Raw genomic sequence first — 17,391 nt, 5'->3', positions numbered from 1 at the left:
CTCACGTCACCTCCGACGTGCGGGCCCAGCGCGGGGCGGGCCGGTGGGGGAGTTCGGGGGGCGCGGGCGGCGCGGCGGGGGGCGCCACGAGCAGCCCGGCCGCCAGTGCCAGGTGCAGCAGGTACGCCGAGGCGTCGCCGAGCCCGACCTCGGTGTACGAGGAGATCGCGCAGTAGCAGATCAGGAAGAGCGCGCAGGCCCGGGAGAGCGACGGCGGCCGCAGCAGCGCCACCCCGCCGAGGGCGACGAGCAGCGCCGCCACGACGACGACGCCGATCAGGCCCTGCTCGTCGTAGACGGCCAGCCAGCTGTTGTCGATCGGCAGCCCGCCGAACGACTTGTCGCCCAGGCCCGTGCCGAGGACCGTCTCCCCGGTCGTGCGGGGCGCGTCCAGGAGAGCGTCCCAGACCTTGGCCCGGCCGGTGAGGTTGGCGAAGTTCTCCTGGCTCTGCCCGCGCAGGAACCACGCCCGCAGCGCCGAGCCGAAGACCACCGCCGCCACCGCCGCGCACAGCACCGCCCAGGCGAAGAACCGCCGGGCCGCGCCGCTGGTCAGCACGAGCGAGCCGATCGCCACCACCAGCGCGATGACCAGGCCGAGGGTGGCCGTCCGGGTGTGGGTCATCGCCAGCAGCACCAGCGCGGGCACGACGACCACCGCCGCGCCCGCGCCGGTGGTCCGGCGGCCCAGCAGGAGCAGCACCGTCAGCCCGGTGACCACCGCCGCGTACTGCCCGATCTGCGGCGGGGTCAGCGGCCACAGGGCGCCGACGAGCCGCCCGCCGTAGTACTCGGGCAGCGCCGTGCCCGGCGCGACGGCCAGCCCGGCGGCCACCAGCACGAGCACCGCGAAGTACAGCCGGACGTGGTGGCGGACGAAGGCGAGCCCGCCGTCCCACCAGCGGCTGAGCAGCCACAGCGTGCCGACGAAGAGCGTCAGCCGGACGCAGCGGAACAGCGCCCCGAACCCGGCCGCCACGTACACGCTGGAGATCACGCTCGGCACCAGCAGCAGGGTCAGCAGGAAGAGGAAGGCCCCGGGCCGGATCCGCACCCGCGGATTGACCGCGAGCGCCAGCGCGAAGGCGGCGACCAGCGCGCCCATGGTGACCATCTGGATGAGGGAGCGGGGGATCGCGACGACGGTCTTCGCCCCGGCGGAGCCGAGCGTGTTGAGGACGAGCAGCCCCCACACCGTCGCCACGGCCTTCGCCGGGGGAGCCGTCCGCCCGTCGGGGCCGGCGTGGTCCGCGGTCATGTCAGCCCCCGTCCCGCGCGCTCAGGGTGCTGCCCGCGTCCTGCCGGTACGGCGCGGCCCGCCACCGCGCGAAGTCGAGCGTCCGCCCCGGGTCGCGGGCGACGAACGTCCACGGCCCCGTGTAGGCGTTGTCGTGCCAGCGGTTGTCCTGCGCGAAGGTGATCGCCTCGGCCACCCGCCCGCCCAGGTACGGCGACCAGGCCGGGGAGGTGCCCCGATCGGCCAGCACCGCCATCCGGCCGCAGCCCGTCGTGCAGCCCACGGCGGCCGGGTCCAGCCGGAAGCGGTTGCCGCTGATCTCCACCCGCCGGGTCCGCCACCGGCAGTCGGCGTGGAGCGGCGCGGTGGCGATCGCCGGCCGGACGCAGCGCCGGACGTCCCCCACCAGCGGGGTGCAGTAGCCCGTCGAGGTGTTGGCCGGGCTGTTGCAGAACCGGTCCGCGGCCTCCCACAGGGTGATCCCCGACCAGTTGTCCTCCAGCACGTTCCCGGAGATCTCGATCCGGTCCGTACGGGCCGGCAGCCGCGGCTCGCCGCCCGCCTCGGAGACGTACACCGCCGCGTACGGGAAGTCGTCGCCGTCCGCGGCGGCGGCCCGGCCCTCCACGAGGCCGTTCCGCCGGATCTCGTTGCCCCGCACCACCGCGTTGTAGCTGGTCTCGTAGATCAGCGCCGAACCGTCGTTGCCCTCCAGCACGTTGCGCTCGACGAGGAAGTCGTTGTTGTTGTTGTCCGCCCACAGTCCGGCTCCGCGGTTGTCGTGCACCCAGTTGCCCCCGACGTCCGCGCCGTCGACGGCCCAGAACTTGACGCCCCCGGAGCAGCCGCAGCCCGGCTGCCGCCGCTCCCAGTCGTCCGCGTTGTTGCCCGTGATCTCGTTGCCCTCCACGACGAGCCCCTTGATCGAGTCGCCCGCCTTGTAGGCGTTCATCCCGTACTGGCCGTTGCCGCGCAGACAGCTCGCGAGGAGCCGCTGGCGGGCCCCGGCCATCAGCCCGGCCCCGGAGTTGTGCTGGATCGTCGCCCGCTCGATCGTCCAGCCGTCCGCCGAGTCGTGGTTGACCACGCCCTCGTCTTGCGGCGCGGCGAAGTTCTCCACCGTGAGGTGACGGATCGTCACATCCCGTGCGGGGCCGCCGAACGCGTACTGGTTGACCCGCCGCCCGTCGAGCACCGCGCCCGGCGCGCCCACGTACCGGTTCCCCTCCTTGGGCACGACCTGGTCGTACGGGCCCGGCGCGAGCCGGTGCCGGCCGGGGCGCAGCCAGAACGTGGTGCCGGGGCCGTGCGCCTCGGTCTTCGCGACCAGGTCGCCGACGACCGCCGGATCGACCGGCACCGCCCCCGCCGGAGCCCGCGCCGGCCCGGCCGCGGGCGCCCCGCACACCCGGGCCACCGGCAGCGCGGGCCCGGCGGCCGGCTCGGGCCGCGTCTCGGGCCCCGCCCCCGGCCGCTCCCGCGGCGCGCCCTCGCAGCCCGCCGCGAACAGCGCCAGGACCAGCGCCGCCACCGGCACCCCCCGGCGCCGCCCCGTGAACCCCACGTTCCCCCTGCCCCCTCTAGCCCTGGAACCCGAGCACGGTCACGAACTCCTCCGTGCCGTCGGCGACACCGGAACCGACCAGGACGGTGGCCGGCTCCTTGCGCCCGAAGCCGGCGGAGTACCAGCCCAGCGGCGGATCGCTCTCGCCGCGGTGCGCCCGCCACTCCAGCCGCCCGGGCAGGTCGAGCACCGCCGAGCGGTCCTCGCCGTCCCGGGTCCAGCGCAGCACCGCCCGGCTCCCCGCCAGCTCCGCCGTGACCGCCGGACCCAGGTGGAAGGCCAGGCGCACCGGCCGCCGGTCGCCGCGCACCTCGTCGACCACCCGCAACTCCCGCCGCGCATGGGTCAGTTCCACCCGGCGGCGGTGCACCGCCCCCGGATAGCCGTCGTGTTCGGCGCACCAGCGTGCGGTGTCCCCGGCCGACGGGTCCGCGACCAGCACCCGGGTGCGGGCGTGCCGGGTCCACAGGAACGGGCCGCCGGAGACGGACTGGTCGGTGCCGTCCAGCTCCAGCGTGTTGTGGCCGAGCGTCGACCGGAAGTACCGCCGCCACTCGGGCTGCCCGTGGTAGCAGAACGTCCCCGGGTCGGCGAGCACGTCGACCCCGTCGTGCCGGACCTCCACCGACAGCGCGTCCGCGTGGGCGTGCGCGGCGATCGACAGGAAGCCGTGCGGGCCGCCGTCGCAGCGGCACCAGATCCCGCCGGGGCCGCGCAGCACGGTCAGCCCCGCGTCGGCGAAGTGGCCCGGGCGGCGCGCCGGACGGGTCACGGCCGGAGCGGTGCCCGGCCTCCCGTACGGCCGCAGCAGCGCGGCGAGCAGCGGGGTCCGCACGTCGGTGCCGGTGACCTCGGGCCACCAGCCGAGCCGGCCGAAGACGGCGTCCCCGGTGGCGAGCAGCGAGCCCCAGCGGTCGGTGCCCGTCCCGTCGACGACCAGGCCGTGCCCGTCGTCGGAGTCCCCCTGCCGGGGCGGCCGCAGCCGGTCGTCCACGACGGCCGCGAGCGCGTCCGTCATCCGCAGCAGCACCAGCCGGACCGTCCGGGGCACCGGCACGCCGGCGGCGTCCGCCTCGGCCACCGCGGCGAGCCCCAGCTCCAGGACCAGGCCGTGGTACTCGGACGCCAGCTCGCGGTTGAGCCCGGACGGGAAGGTGTTGCCCCGCAGGTGCCGCTCCAGCGACCGCAGCGCGTCGGCCCGCCAGCGTACCGACGAGGGGAACCAGCCGAAGGCGCAGGCCGCGGCGAACTGCCCGGCCGCCTCGGCGATCACGTGGTTGTTGGCCGAGGAGCCCCGGCTGGGGAAGGCGGCCAGCCAGCGCTGGTGGTGCCAGATCTGCCGGACCGCCACCGGGTTCTCCTCGAACAGCCCGGCCGCGCCCGGCCAGCCGTCGAGCAGCCGCCGGACCCACACCCAGGACAGCAGCCGGATCCCCAGCTCGATGCCGCTGACCCAGTGCACCCCGCGCAGCGGCGCGTTCGCCGCCCACCACGACCGCAGGTGCGCGGCGACCCGCTCGGCGTACCGCTCCTCGCCGGTGAGCGCGTAGGCGGCGGCGAGGACGGTGAGGTACTGGTGCCGGGACGGCTCCCAGATCTGCTTGATGTCCCCGACCGCCTCCTCGTTCCGGTACGGCACGTCGAAGGCGTGGCCCCAGGGCGCCCGGCGCCCGGTCTTCGGGTCGTACCACCAGTCCGGGTCGGCCAGGTCGTCGCGCTCCACGCCGAAGAACGCGGCGCGGCCCTCCATCAGCCGGTCCGCCTCGGCGACGAGGCGCTTCGCGGCGTCCGGCGGCACCGCGGCGAGCGCCCCCGGGGGCAGCACGGCGGTGAAGCGGGCGCCGGTCACGGCCGGGCACACCGGCCGCGCCGACCGCCAGCGCCGCCGGCGCACCGCGTCGACGGTCCGGCCGCCGACCTCCCGCGGCCCCATCGCGGACAGCCGCCGCAGGTACCACCCCGGGCTCATGGTCACGGCGTGCCCGCCAGGGTCACCGGGACGCCGCCCGCCAGCGCGGTCCGCACGGCGAGGGTGGCCGCCGTGGTGGCGACGAGCGACTCCAGCGGCACCGGCATCGGCCCGCCGGTCCGCACCGCCCGTACGAACGCGGCGAGTTCGGCGTTCTGCCCCTTGTCCCGGGCCTTCGGCAGCCGCGAGCTCACCCACCGCTTCTTCCCGTGGACCGAGGCGCGCACGAAGTCGTCGAGGCGCAGCACCTTCCCGTCGCCGACCAGGTCCAGGGTCTCCTTGGGGAAGCCGGGCGCGCCGGTGGTGACGTAGCCGATGGTGGCGGTGGAGCCGTCCGGGTAGCCCAGGACGACCTGGAGGTCCTCGTTGCTGGGGGTGGCGACCGCGTACACGGAGACCGGGTCGGCGTCGAGCAGCCAGCTCGCCGTGTCGACGAAGTGGCCGCCCTCGCCGGCGAAGCGGGAGCCCTCGCTGTTCTGCCGGAGGTACCAGCTGCCGTGTTCGAGGCGGCCCGCGTTGACCAGGTAACGCAGGCTCGCCGGTCCGGTCCGGGCGCCGAACCGCTCCTTCGCCTCCCGCAGCAGCGGGGAGAAGCGGCGGTTGAAGCCCACCTGGAGCCGGTCGTTGCCGGACTCCTCCACCGCCGCGAGGACCCCGGCCAGCTCGTCCCCGGAGAGCGCCAGCGGCTTCTCCACGAAGACCGCCTTGCCGGCCAGCAGCGCCTTCCGGGTCAGCTCGGCGTGCGAGCTGTGCCGGGTGACCACGAACACCGCGTCGACCGCGTCGTCGCCGAGCACGGCGTCGAGGTCGGTGGTGGCCCGCGCGAAGCCGAACTTGTGGCGGGCGTTGGCGGCGGACAGCGCCGTCGTCGTCACCACCGCGGACAGCTCGACGCCCTCGCGGTCCGCCAGGTGCGGCAGCAGCATCGACGTCGCGTAGTTCCCCGCGCCGACGAACGCGAGCCGCACCGGCGACCCGGCCCGCACGGCCGGCTTCGCCGTGGACCCCCGCGACACCCGGGGCACCTCGGGCACGGCCACCACCGGCTTCTCCGTCTCGGCCGCCGCCTCCGGGTAGCGGAAGAGCACCGCCACCGCCTTCAGCCCGCCCTCCTCCAGGGACCGGTACGTCTCCACGGCGTCGGCGAAGTCCGCGACGTGCGAGACCAGCGGCTCCACGTCCACCCGGCCCCGGGCGGCCAGGTCCAGGAAGCACGCCAGGTTGCGGCGCTCGGTCCAGCGCACGTAGCCGATCGGGTAGTCCCGCCCCTCCAGCTCGTACTCCGGGTCGTAGCGCCCGGGGCCGTAGCTGCGGGAGAAGCGGACGTCCAGCTCCTTCTCGTAGTACGCGTTCCACGGCAGGTCCAGGCGGCACTTGCCGATGTCCACGACCCGGCCCCGGTCCCGGCACAGCCGGGCGGCCAGCTCGACGGGCTGGTTGCTGTCCCCGCCGGCCGCCAGGTACACCTGGTCCACGCCGTGCCCGTCGGTCAGCTCGGCCACGGCGTTCTCCACCACCGCCGAACCGGGATCCCCGCAGGCCACCGCGCCGAGCCCCTCCGCGAGCGCGCAGCGCGCCGGGTCCGGGTCGGCGCCGACGACCCGCACCCCGGCGGCGGCCAGCAGCTGCACCACCAGCTGGCCGATCAGCCCGAGACCGATCACCAGCGCCACCTCGCCGAGCTGCGGCCCGCCCTGCCGGACGCCCTGGAGCGCGATCGCCCCGACCGTCCCGAAGGCCGCGTGGCGCGGCGCGAGGCCCTCCGGCACCCGGGCGTACAGGTTCCTGGGCACCCAGTTCACCTCGGCGTGCAGCGCGTGCTCGTTGCCCGCGCAGGCCACCAGGTCGCCGACCTTCACGTCGTCGACCCCGGCCCCCACCTGCTCGACCACCCCGCACAGCGAATAGCCCAGCGGCGTGTAGGAGTCCAGCTTGCCCATCACCTTGCGGTAGGTGGCGGGCAGTCCGTTCGTGGCCACGCTCTGCATGACCTTCGCGACCTGGTCCGGCCGCGAACGGGCCTTGCCCACCATCGACATGCCCGCCTCGGACACCTTCATGAGCTCGGTGCCCGTGGAGATCAGCGAGTAGGAGGTCCGCACCAGCACCCCGCCCGGCTTGCAGCCCGGCACCGGCACGTCGAGCACCGCCAGCTCGCCGCTCTTGTAGTTCTGCACGACCTGTTTCACCGAAGTCCTCTTGTTTCTCTGCGCGTTGGATGTCACCGCGCGCCGGTTCCCCGCGCGCTCCGGGCCGCTACGCGGCCGGGGAAGGGAGCCGTCCGGCCGCGCCGGTCGCGTTCCGGTACCAGTGCTCCAGGGTCAGTACGTGCCACAGGTGCTTGGAGTAGTCCTCGTGTCCGGCGGCGTCCTCGGCGACCATCCGCCGCAGCGCCTCCCGGCGCAGGAACCCGGCGCGCACCAGCTCGCCGTCCTCGACCACCTCGCGCACCAGCGGTGCCAGGTCCCGGCTCATCCAGGCCCGCAGCGGGGCGCTGAACAGGCCCTTGGGCCGGTACACGATCTCCCGGGGCAGCACCGAGACGGCCGCCTCCTTCAGCACCGCCTTGCCCTGCCGCCCGGCGATCTTCCGGTTCCCGGGCACCGCGAACGCCGCCCTGACCACCTCGACGTCCACGTACGGCACCCGCACCTCGGTCGACGCGGCCATGCTGGAGCGGTCCGTGTAGGCGAGGTTCAGGCCCGGCAGGAACATCCGGGAGTCGCCCAGGCACATCCGGTTCACGAAGTCGTCCAGCTCGTTGTCCCGGTAGACGTCCGCGTGCTCGGTCAGCACGTCGTCCACCGTCCCCGCCAGGTCCGGATCGATCAGCCCGAGCAGCTCCCCCCGGTCGTACAGGGTGTAGCTGCGCCGGAACGCCGTCTCCTCCGGCAGGTCCGCGAAGGACAGGAACCGCTTCGCGAAGCGCACCGAGCGGTAGCCCCGGCGGGCCGAGGCGACCGGCAGCCGGTCCACCGCCGCCGACAGGCCCCGCCGCAGCGGCCCCGGCACCCGCTGGTAGCGCAGCGCGATCACGTTCGCCAGGTGCTTGCGGTAGCCGGCGAACAGCTCGTCGGCGCCCATCCCCGACAGCATCACCTTCACCCCGGCCTCCCGGGCCGCCGAACAGATCAGGAAGGTGTTGATCGCCGCCGGGTCGCCGATCGGCTCGTCCAGGTGGTACGTCATCCTCGGCAACAGGTCCTGCACGTCCGGCGCGATCTCGATCTCGTGCAGGTCGACGCCGAACCGCTCCGCCACCCGCCGGGCGTGCCGCAGGTCGTCCGGCATCGCCTCGAACCGGGCGTCCTCGGCGCGGAAGCCGATCGTGTACGCCGAGATCCCCGGCCGCTCCCGGGCCGCCAGCGCCGTCAGGTAACTGGAGTCGAGCCCCCCGGACAGGAAGGTCGCCACCGGCACGTCGGCGAGCAGATGGCGCCGGGTCGACTCCTCGACCACGGCCGCCAGGTCCGGCAGCTCCCCGGCCCGCGCTCGCTCCTGCCCCTCGGCGGCCACCTCCCGCAGGTCCCAGAACCGGCCGCGCTCCACCCGCCCGTCGGGCCGGCACCGCAGCCAGGTCCCCGGCGGCAGCTTCTCCGCCTCGCGGTACGCGCACCGCGAGTCCGGCACCCAGTAGTACAACAGCGAGGCCACCAGCGCCGCGTGGTCCACCTCCAGCGGACCGCCGGACACGGCGGCGAGCGCCTTCAGCTCCGAGGCGAAGACGAGGCCCCCGCCGCGCCGCAGCAAGAACAGCGGCTTGATCCCCAACTGGTCCCGGGCCAGCACCAGTTCACCCGTGCGCTCGTCGAAGACGCCGAACGCGAACATGCCGCGCAGCCGCGGCAGGCAGTCCGTGCCCCACCGCCGCCACGCCTCCAGGACCACCTCCGTGTCCGAGGTGCCGCGGAACCGCGCCCCGGCGGCGGCCAGTTCGGCCCGCAGCTCCGGAGCGTTGTACAGCTCGCCGTTGTACGTCAGGACCAGGCCGTCCGACACCATCGGCTGGGCGCCGGTCTCCGACAGGTCCACGATGGCCAGCCTGCGGTGCCCGAGGTGCACCTCGCCGTCCCCCGCGGCATGGCCGTAGCGGCCCGCCCCGTCCGGACCGCGGTGGGCGAGGACGTCCGTGAGCCGGTCGGCCACGGCCTTGCCGTCCGGCCACCGGTACGTGCCTGCGATGCCACACATGTCTACCGCCCCTCCTGGTCGCTGTCCGGGACCGTCGACGCCCACATGGGCAGCCGCTCCCTCCGCCGCCTGCCCGTCCCGTTCTGCCGGGCAGGCGGTTCGCTCCGGCCGTGCGGCACGTCCGGCGGGCCGTCCCACAGCGTGCCGTCGGTCCGGTCGCCCGGATCGGGGGCGATCAGCACCACGCCCACCACCGGCACGCGCTGGTCCGCCAGCTGCCGCGCCACCGTGTGCAGCCACGCGGAGCCGCCGTGCCCGGCCCGCACCACCAGCACCGCCCGGGCGCCCAGGTACGGCAGGTCGGCCCACGCCGCGCCCGGCGCCACCGAACCGACCCCCACCCGGCGCTCCCGGTACGGCACGGCGGAGGCGTGCTCGACGCCCACCACGGCCGGATCGCCCGGCCTGCGGCGCCGGTCGGCCAGCCGGGAACCCGGCAGCCCGTCGATGACGGTCACCGGCCCCTCGGCGGCCAGCGCCCGCGCCAGGTCCAGCGCGATCGTCCCGGCGGCGCGCGGACAGCCCAGCTCCAGCAGGGACACCGGCTCCGCCGAGTTCCGCACGGTCCGGGCCAGGGCCGTGGTCAGCCGGGTCCGGGCCGCCGAGGTCCCCCGGCGCCGCCACGGCGGACCGGGCCCGGCCGGCAGCTCCGCGATCACCGAGGCCCCGAGGTGCGCCGCGATCTCCCGCCGCAGCACCGGCCGGTCCGCCACCACCGAGCCCACCGCCGCCACCGCGAGCCCCAGGGCGAGCCCGAGGGCGAGCCCGATCGCCGCGTCGGCGGCGACCGTCTTCGGCAGGGAGCGCCGCACCGCGCGCGGCGCGTCCACGACCTGCGTGCCGGCGATCAGCCGGGGCGCACCGATGCGGGCCTCCTCGGCGCGCTGGCCGAGGTCGGAGATCCGCGAGGTCAGTTCGGCCCGGCGGGAGAAGAGCGACTCCATGTCCGCCGACGCCTCCGACTCGCTCCGCGGCGTACGGCCCCCGATCTCCTTGTTGACCCGGGCCAGTTCGCCCCGCAGCCGGTCGCGCTGGTCGAACAGCGCCTTGGCGTCCGCGTCCGCCGCCTCCTTGATGCGCCGCACGTGGTCCGCGATGAACGCGTCGGCCAGCGCCCCGGCCCGGGCCACCGCCTCCACGTCGTCCTCGCCCTCGGCGTCGATCTGGAGCAGGTTGTTGGTCAGCCCCGTGCCCTCGTACTCCCGCAGGAAGTCCTCCGTCTCCTCGGAGGACCCCAGGGCCCGCAGGGCCTCGTCGGCGATCCGCGTGGTCCGCAGCAGCGCCACGTCGGTGCGGATCAGCGTCCCGGGGTCGTTCGGCTGGTCCTCCTGGTGCGCGACCAGCACCTTGACCGTCGCGGTCGGCGGCTGCGGCAGCAGCACCCCCACCGCCGCGCCGAGGAGCAGGCCGAGGAGCGCCAGGGCGCCCCACAGGCGCCGCCGCCTGCGGACCGCGGCCACCAGCGTCTGGAGGTCGAGCAGGGGGGCGGCGGCCGGTGCCTCCGGCGCCGCGCCCGTCGTCCACGTCGTCACCGCGCGCCTCCCGTCGCGTCGCCGCCCACCGCGACCGGCTGCGCGGCGATCTCCCCGGGCCCCGCGGCGGCCCGGCCCGGGGGCCGGCCCGGCCGGATCCGGACGGTGCCGGCGAGGACCACGCCGACGAGCTCGTGCCCGGCGTCCGCACAGGCCCCGGAGAGCCCGGCGAGCTCCGCCGCCGTCAGCCGGCCCGCGCTGACCACGACCAGCGCACCGGACTCGCCGGCCCGGTCCGGCACCATCGGCTCGTCCACCGACACCTCCACCGCCCGCAGCAGGGGGTCGCCGTCCGCGCCGGAGACGAGCTCCGCGGCGGCCCGGCCGGCCACGTCGTCGCCGCCGGGGACGAGGACGAGGAGCCGGCGGGGCGCCGGCCGCAGGTCCCGGAGCCGGGCGTGCACCCGCCGGTGCCGGACCAGCCGGTCGGCCTCGCCGCCGGAGGTCCGGGGCGGCGGCACGTCCCACCGGACGTCGAGGCCGACGAGCCGGCGCAGCAGCGCCCGCGGTCCGCGGCCGCCGGGGCGGTGCGCGGCGCCCTTCTCGGGCACGTCGACGCCGCCCAGCAGCACCGAGTCCAGGGCCGTCGCGATCTCCGGCCCGGTGCGCAGCCGGCGGCTCATCCGCGCGGCGGTGAGGTGGCCGAGGACCGCGACCAGGAAGAACAGCAGCGCCCCGGCGGCGACGAGCTGGATCCGGGTCGGCGGCGCCTCGCCGGCCGGCCGGACCGCCGGGCCCATGACGACCATCTTGGCCTTGTCGGAGGTCGGACCGGCCTGTTCCAGCTTGTCGACGGACTCCTGGAGCGCGGTCCGCAGCCCCTCCAGCTCGGTGCGGGTCTGCACGCTCTCCACGCTGCGGCCGGGGCCGGTGGCCTCGGCCAGTTCGGTGATGCGCCGGCCGGTCTGCGCCACCGTCTTCCGCAGCGCCTCCAGGCGGGCCGCCGCCTCGGGGTCGGTGCCGTCGCCGATGACCCGGGTGGCGAAGGCGACGAACCGTCCGGCCATCAGGTCGGCGAGCCGCTGGGCCCGCTCGGGGGTGTCGGCGGTCCCCGAGAGGGCGATGACGTTGCCGTCGGCGGCCTTGGCGGTGACGTGCTCGCGCAGCTCCACGCCGTCGACGCCGGGCCAGTCGAGCGCGGCGGCCACCTCGTCGACCACCACCGAACTCGTCGCGACCTGCGCCTGCGTCAGCAGTTCGCGCTCCTCCCACGCCCCGGGCAGCAGGACCGACGCCGTGGTGGTGTACCGCGGCGGGAACAGCAGGGACGCGCCGTAGCCGGTGAGCGCGCCCAGCAGGACGAGGAGGGTGAGGAACCGCCGTCGCCGGCGGACGATCCGCCCGATCGTGACCAGGCGTATGGTGTCGTCGCTCAACGGCGCGGCCTCGTCCCCGTCCGGCCGCGGCCGGCCTTCGACAGCGGGACGCGGCAGGCGGCGGCGTACGCGTCGAGCAGCGCGCGCTGGGAGTTGCGCCAGGCCAGCGGGCCGCCGATCCGTTCCTGCCCGGTCTTGCCCATCCGGGCCCGCTCCTCCGGGTCGTCGAGCAGCAGCGCGATCAGCCGGGCGAACTCGGACTCGTCGTCGCCGGGCGCGTAGACGGCGGCGTCCCCGGCGGAGACCCGGGCCTCCTTCAGGTCGAAGGAGACGATCGGCCGCCCCATCACCATGTACTCCAGGACCTTGTTCATGGTCGACACGTCGTTGAGCGGGTTGCACGGGTCGGGGGAGAGGCACACGTCGGCGGTGGACAGGTAGCGGGCCAGGTCGGCGTCGGGTATGCGGCCGGTGAACTCCACCTGGTCCGCGAGCCCGAGCCGTCCGGCCAGCTCCACCATCTCGTCGAAGGTGTCGCCCGCGCCGACGAACACCGCGTGCCAGTCGGTCCGTCCGGCCTCGTCGCGCAGCTTCGCCAGCGCCCGCAGGGCGTAGTCGACGCCGTCCTGCGGCCCCATCACGCCCAGGTAGCACAGGAGATGGGGCTTGCCCTTCTTCAACTCGGGCTCGGCCGGCACCGGGTGGAAGCGGTCGGTGTCGGGAGCGCTGCGCACCACGAACACGTCCTCGGGCCGCTTCCCGCCCCGGCGCACCGCGACGTCCCGGTAGCTCTCGTTGGTGGCGAGCACCACGTCCGCCGCCCGGTACGTCATCCGCTCCAGCGCGCGCACGCCCCGGTAGAGCAGGTCCTCGCCCCGGTCGAAGCGGGACAGGTACAGCTCGGGCACCAGGTCGTGCTGGTCGAAGACGAAGCGGGTGCCGCGCCGCTTCAGCCACAGCGCGGGCAGGAAGAGCAGGTCCGGCGGATTGCAGGCGTGGACGACGTGCACCGGGCCGACCTTCCGGGCCAGCCGGAAGGTGTGCCACAGCGCCGTCCCGTACTCGCGCAGGTAGCCGGCGGGTCCGCCGGTGGCGGCGCGCAGCGGGTAGCGGTGGATCCGCACCCCGTCGACGACCGCCTCCCGCTCGGTGTCCCGCTTGCCGCCCTGCGGGCAGATGACGTGCACCTCCCAGCCCGCGTCGCGCAGGGTCGTGCACTCCTGCCACACCCGCCGGTCGAACGGCACCGACAGGTTCTCCACCAGGATCAGCGCGCGCCGGCCGTGCCGTCCGCCGCTGGTCGTGTCACCAAGCAAGGCCCATGTATCCCGGTTCGGCCCGGCGCGCGTCGGCGTCGGGGAGGTGGACGAGGTCGACGATCACGGGACCGTCGCCGTGGGGGAGCGCGGCGAGGACGGCCGGGTCCCGGGTGCCGACGAGGCACACCTCGGCGTGTGCGAGGACGTCGTCGACGGAGTCGGTGAGCAGCTGCGCGAGGTGCGGCAGCCGCGACTCGATGTAGGCGCGGTTGGCGCCGAGCAGCCGCGACAGGTGCACGTTGGCGTCGTAGATCCGCAGCTCGTAGCCCTTGCCGAAGAGCCGTTCGGCGAGTTCGACGAGCGGGCTCTCGCGGAGGTCGTCGGTGCCGGGCTTGAAGGACAGTCCGAAGAGGCCGATGCGGCGCTTCCCGGTGCGCTCGACCATCTCCACCGCCCGCTGGAGGTGGTCGGCGTTGGAGGGCAGGACGTGGGAGAGGATGGGGACCGAGACGTCGGCCCGCTGGGCGGCGTGGACGAGGCTGCGCAGGTCCTTGGGCAGGCAGGACCCGCCGAAGGCGAAGCCGGGCCGCAGGTAGGCGGGGCTGATGTTCAGCTTGCGGTCGGCCAGGAAGACGTCGATGACCTGGTGCGAGTCGACGCCGAGGGCCCGGCACACGGCGCCCAGCTCGTTCGCGAAGCCGATCTTGAGGCCGTGGAAGGCGTTGTCGGCGTACTTGATGGCCTCGGCGACGGGTATGGGCACCCGGAACACCTCGCCGGGCAGGCCCTCGTAGAGCGCCGCGACGACGTCGCCGCTGCCCGGGTCGAGTTCGCCGATGACGGTCTTGGGCGGGTCGAAGAAGTCCTTCACGCTGGTGCCCTCGCGCAGGAACTCCGGGTTGACCGCGACCCCGACGTCGAGGCCCTCGACGCCGCCGACGTACTTGTCCAGGATCGGCAGCAGCAGGTCGAGGCAGGTGCCGGGGAGCATGGTGCTGCGGAAGACGACGGTGTGCCGGCCGCCCCGCTCGGCGAGGGCGGCCCCGATCTCCTCGGTGACCCGCTCCAGGTAGGTGGTGCACAGGCTGCCGTTGGGCTCCGAGGGGGTGCCCACGCAGATCAGCGACACCTCGCTGTTCATGACGGCCTCGCGGACGTCGCCGGTGGCGCGCAGCGCCCCGCTCCTCACGACCTCGGCGACGAGTTCGCCGATGCCCTCCTCCACCACCGGCGCCCTGCCGTCGTTGACCAGGTCGACCTTGATCTGGTTGACGTCGACGCCGATGACCTCGTGCCCGGTGCCGGCCAGGCACGCGGCCGACACGCAGCCGACGTAGCCGAGCCCGAAAACGCTGACCCTCATGAACGGTCCCTCCCCCCAGGCAGGCCCCTGCGGCCTGCGGTCCGCGCGACGGCCGTGCGCCGCCGCCCCCCGTGCATCAGTAGGCCCCCTGTCCGTGGAGCACCGCCCGCAGCGTCTTCCAGAGGATCACCGTGTCCAGGGCGAGCGACCAGTCCTCCACGTACCGCAGGTCGAGCCGGACGGCCTCCTCCCACGGCAGGTCGCTGCGCCCGCTGATCTGCCACAGGCCGGTCAGGCCGGGCTTGACCAGCAGCCGCCGCCGGATGTCCGGGCCGTAGGCGGCGGACTCCTCCGGTAACGGCGGCCGGGGGCCGACGAGCGACATCGACCCGGTGAGCACGTTGAACAGCTGCGGGAGCTCGTCGAGCGAGTACCGGCGCAGCACCGCTCCGACCCGGGTCACCCGGGGGTCCCTGCGGAGCTTGAAGAGCGGGCCCGCGCCCTCGTTCTGCTCGGCGAGCGCGGCGCGCGCCGCGCCGTCGGCACCGACGACCATGGTGCGGAACTTGAGGATGGTGAACTCCTGCCCGTCCTTGCCGACCCGGCGCTGCCGGTAGAAGGCCCCGCCCCGGCTGTCCAGCAGGACGAGCAGGGCGACGGCCGCCATCAGCGGGGCGAGGAGCAGCAGCAGGAGCGCCGCGCCGAGCCGGTCGACGATGCCCTTGACGGCCCGCCGGCCGCCGGTGAAGGCGGGCATGCTGACGCGCAGCAGCGGGATGCCGAGCACGGCGTCGACGTGCAGCCGGGGCCCGGCGACCTCCATCAGGACGGGGGCGACGACCATCTCGGCGTCGCTGCCCTCCAGGTTCCAGGCGAGCCGCCGCAGCCGTTCCGGCGACCAGTGCGGGTCGGAGGTGACGGCGACGACGCGGTAGCCGTCGCGGCTGACGTGCCCCGCGACGTCGGTGAGCCGGCCGACGACCGGCACCCCGTCCAGCTGGTCGCCGTCGGGCCCGTGCCCGTCCGTCGTGCACACGGCTTCGATCCGCCAGCCGATGTGCGGGAACTTCCGGGTCCGGTCGATCAGGTCGCGCAGCGTGGACGGGCTCCCGGCGGCGAGCACCGGCCGCAGACACCTGCCCTCCTTGCGCTGCTTGTGCAGCCAGAGCCGCAGCAGGTAGCGCGCGGTCATGGTGACGAGCGCGATCGCGGGGATCGCGACGAAGATCCAGAGCTTGATGTTGCGCGAGGTCAGGGCGATCCCGCCGAGCGCGAGGACGACGGTCGCCGCGAAGAGCGCCCGGCCGAGCCTGCGGAACTCCTCGGCGCCCTGGCCGAGCACGGCCGGGGCCCACGCCCGGCCCACGGCGAGCGCCGCCAGCACCAGCAGTTCGGTGCCGAAGGCGAGGATCCCCCACTTCTCGTGCCAGTCGGCCGCGTCACGGACTCCGAAGAAGTCCCCTATCACCGTCACCACGAGGGCGGTGGCGACGGTGTCGCTGATGACGACGGTACGGCGGTAGCGCTGCTCCCAGTCGATCGCGGTCCGGCCGATCCCCTCCTCCGAGAGGCGCTCGCGCGCCGCCGGAAAAGGGCTGACTAGTCCCCCTTGCCGCACAGAACCCCCCAGGTTCCCAGTGGTTCGACGTGTTCGTCCGACACTCCGCCGGAGGTCCGCGCCTCCCCGGCGCGTGACGTCCCGCTGTTTTCAGAGCTGCTTGAACAGTCCGTCGGTCTTCCGGGTGCTCCCCGCCCCCGGCCCCCTCTTCGGCCCCAAGATCATTTCCGGTCGCCCCGTATCCGAACAGGTGAAGCATGGTCAAAGCGTCCGAACGCCTGAAGCACGGTCAATCTAGAGCATTGGGAAGCTGGTTGAAGAGGGAATGTGTGAAATTTGTGCCTGCCCTTTGATGTTGGCTCACCAGACCTTTGAAGTTGTCTCACCGCTCGCTGGTGGAGCACCCCTCGCGCCGTTCCGGATGTCGCGGCGGCGGACCTGTGACGGATGAATCCCGCGTGGTCCAGGGGACGTTGGGGGTCGAGGGCGTCGGCCTCCGCATCTGATGATCCATCAATCTTTGCCCGGGGTAAGGGAACTGGGGTCGGCAGAGGCTCGGACGGAGGCTGGACAGGGTCCCGGAAGGGGGTCTGCGAGGGCCCCGCCGACGGCCCGTCGACAGGTCCTCAGGCGGGTTCCGTGGCGTGACCTCCGGCGGGTGGTCTCTCCGGCGGGTCCGCCGGCGGGACCTCCGCCAGGTACTCCGACAGCCGGGCGGACGCCGTCAGCATGGCCAGCCCCCGGGCGGTGACGCGCCGCCGCCAGTCGGCGTGGGCGGCCGCCAGCGCCGGGGCGCCCCCGGCCTCCCGGAGCTGGCGCAGGACGGTCGCGACGAGCTCCAGGGAGTACCGCCCGCGCCGCAGGAAGTGGGCCAGTTCCGCGTCCCGGACGTCATCGGAGCCGTACGCGCGATGCCCCGTCCCGCCCCGCCGCCCCGGCACGAGGACGCCCGCCTCCTCCCACGCCCGCAGGGTCGCCGCGCTCACCCCGATCCGGCGCGCCACCTCACCCACGCTGAAGACCCGCGCGTCCCCTCCGGAGCCGCGACCGCTCCACCCGTCCCTTCCGCCCCCTCCGGTCCACTCGCCCCTTCCACCTCTTCCCTCCCTCGCATCCCCTCCGCCCCTTCCGCTCCAAGGCCCCTTCTTCCGCACCCGCTCCAGCACCTCCCCCACCGCGTCCAGCGCCCCCCGGTCCCGCAGCAGCTCGGCGTGCCCGCGATCGACGGCCGCCAGGGCCTCGTCCACCCGTCCCGCGACGACCGCCCGCATGACCTCCGCGCCCCCGGTGTGTCCGTACGCCGCGACCAGCGCCCGGTAGGCCCGCAGGGCCGCCGCGTGCCGCTCGGTGTAGCGCCGGTGCCCGCCCTCCGTCCGCGCGGCGGCCGGCAGCAGCCCGTCGCGCTCGTACGTCCGCACCGCCTGCGGGGAGATCCCGTGCTCCCGGGCCAGATCGGCCGGCC

11 protein-coding genes are annotated in these 17,391 nt (G+C 74.8%); all 11 read right to left on the bottom strand.

Annotated features, from left to right (window positions below; all coding sequences use genetic code 11):
• Nucleotide 1: 1 nt before the first annotated feature.
• On the bottom strand, nt 2–1,258 hold the full coding sequence (locus IE326_RS02880; protein ID WP_190040739.1) for an O-antigen ligase domain-containing protein: 1,257 nt from the start codon (nt 1,256–1,258) through the stop codon (nt 2–4).
• 1 nt (nt 1,259) lies between these two features.
• A complete protein-coding gene (locus IE326_RS02875; RefSeq protein WP_190040738.1) occupies nt 1,260–2,801 on the bottom strand; it encodes a right-handed parallel beta-helix repeat-containing protein in 1,542 nt (513 codons plus the stop codon).
• A gap of 16 nt (nt 2,802–2,817) precedes the next feature.
• Entirely contained in the window at nt 2,818–4,770 is a 1,953-nt protein-coding gene (locus IE326_RS02870; RefSeq protein WP_190040737.1) for a heparinase II/III family protein, read from the bottom strand.
• A 2-nt stretch (nt 4,771–4,772) separates the two neighbouring features.
• Nucleotides 4,773–6,959: a bi-domain-containing oxidoreductase gene (locus IE326_RS02865; protein WP_190040736.1), complete on the bottom strand. Its 2,187-nt coding sequence runs from the start codon at nt 6,957–6,959 to the stop codon at nt 4,773–4,775.
• Between the two features lie 67 nt (nt 6,960–7,026).
• Complete coding sequence (asnB, locus tag IE326_RS02860) at nt 7,027–8,961, bottom strand: asparagine synthase (glutamine-hydrolyzing) (RefSeq protein WP_150235916.1); 1,935 nt, start codon at nt 8,959–8,961, stop codon at nt 7,027–7,029.
• Nucleotides 8,962–8,963: 2 nt separating this feature from the next.
• Nucleotides 8,964–10,493: a Wzz/FepE/Etk N-terminal domain-containing protein gene (locus IE326_RS02855; RefSeq protein ID WP_190040735.1), complete on the bottom strand. Its 1,530-nt coding sequence runs from the start codon at nt 10,491–10,493 to the stop codon at nt 8,964–8,966.
• Nucleotides 10,490–11,869: a Wzz/FepE/Etk N-terminal domain-containing protein gene (locus IE326_RS02850; RefSeq protein ID WP_150235912.1), complete on the bottom strand. Its 1,380-nt coding sequence runs from the start codon at nt 11,867–11,869 to the stop codon at nt 10,490–10,492. The genes IE326_RS02855 and IE326_RS02850 overlap by 4 nt, the downstream gene beginning before the upstream one ends.
• Nucleotides 11,866–13,125: a glycosyltransferase family 4 protein gene (locus IE326_RS02845; protein WP_190040734.1), complete on the bottom strand. Its 1,260-nt coding sequence runs from the start codon at nt 13,123–13,125 to the stop codon at nt 11,866–11,868. Before IE326_RS02845 ends, IE326_RS02850 begins: the two co-directional genes overlap by 4 nt.
• Complete coding sequence (locus IE326_RS02840; RefSeq protein ID WP_150235908.1) at nt 13,115–14,431, bottom strand: nucleotide sugar dehydrogenase; 1,317 nt, start codon at nt 14,429–14,431, stop codon at nt 13,115–13,117. Before IE326_RS02840 ends, IE326_RS02845 begins: the two co-directional genes overlap by 11 nt.
• A 76-nt stretch (nt 14,432–14,507) precedes the next feature.
• Nucleotides 14,508–15,989 (bottom strand): sugar transferase, encoded by a 1,482-nt coding sequence (locus IE326_RS02835; protein ID WP_150235906.1) that lies wholly within the window; start codon nt 15,987–15,989, stop codon nt 14,508–14,510.
• Nucleotides 15,990–16,555: 566 nt separating this feature from the next.
• The gene (locus IE326_RS02830) at nt 16,556–17,347 is read right to left on the bottom strand and encodes a MerR family transcriptional regulator (RefSeq protein WP_229915182.1); all 792 of its coding nucleotides are present in this window, start codon (nt 17,345–17,347) and stop codon (nt 16,556–16,558) included.
• Between the last annotated feature and the right edge of the window lie 44 nt (nt 17,348–17,391).

The sequence above is a fragment of the Streptomyces filamentosus genome (genome assembly GCF_014654895.1).
In the GTDB taxonomy this organism is placed as follows: Bacteria; Actinomycetota; Actinomycetes; order Streptomycetales; family Streptomycetaceae; genus Streptomyces; species Streptomyces filamentosus.
Note: the sequence above shows the minus strand (reverse complement) of the source record. Positions and strands in the feature narration are given on the sequence as shown.

Coding starts and splice junctions, on each gene's coding strand:
- IE326_RS02880 (WP_190040739.1), bottom strand. CDS start 1,258: ATGACCGCGGACCACGCCGGCCCCGACGGGCGGACGGCTCCCCCGGCG.
- IE326_RS02870 (WP_190040737.1), bottom strand. CDS start 4,770: ATGAGCCCGGGGTGGTACCTGCGGCGGCTGTCCGCGATGGGGCCGCGG.
- asnB (WP_150235916.1), bottom strand. CDS start 8,961: ATGTGTGGCATCGCAGGCACGTACCGGTGGCCGGACGGCAAGGCCGTG.
- IE326_RS02840 (WP_150235908.1), bottom strand. CDS start 14,431: ATGAGGGTCAGCGTTTTCGGGCTCGGCTACGTCGGCTGCGTGTCGGCC.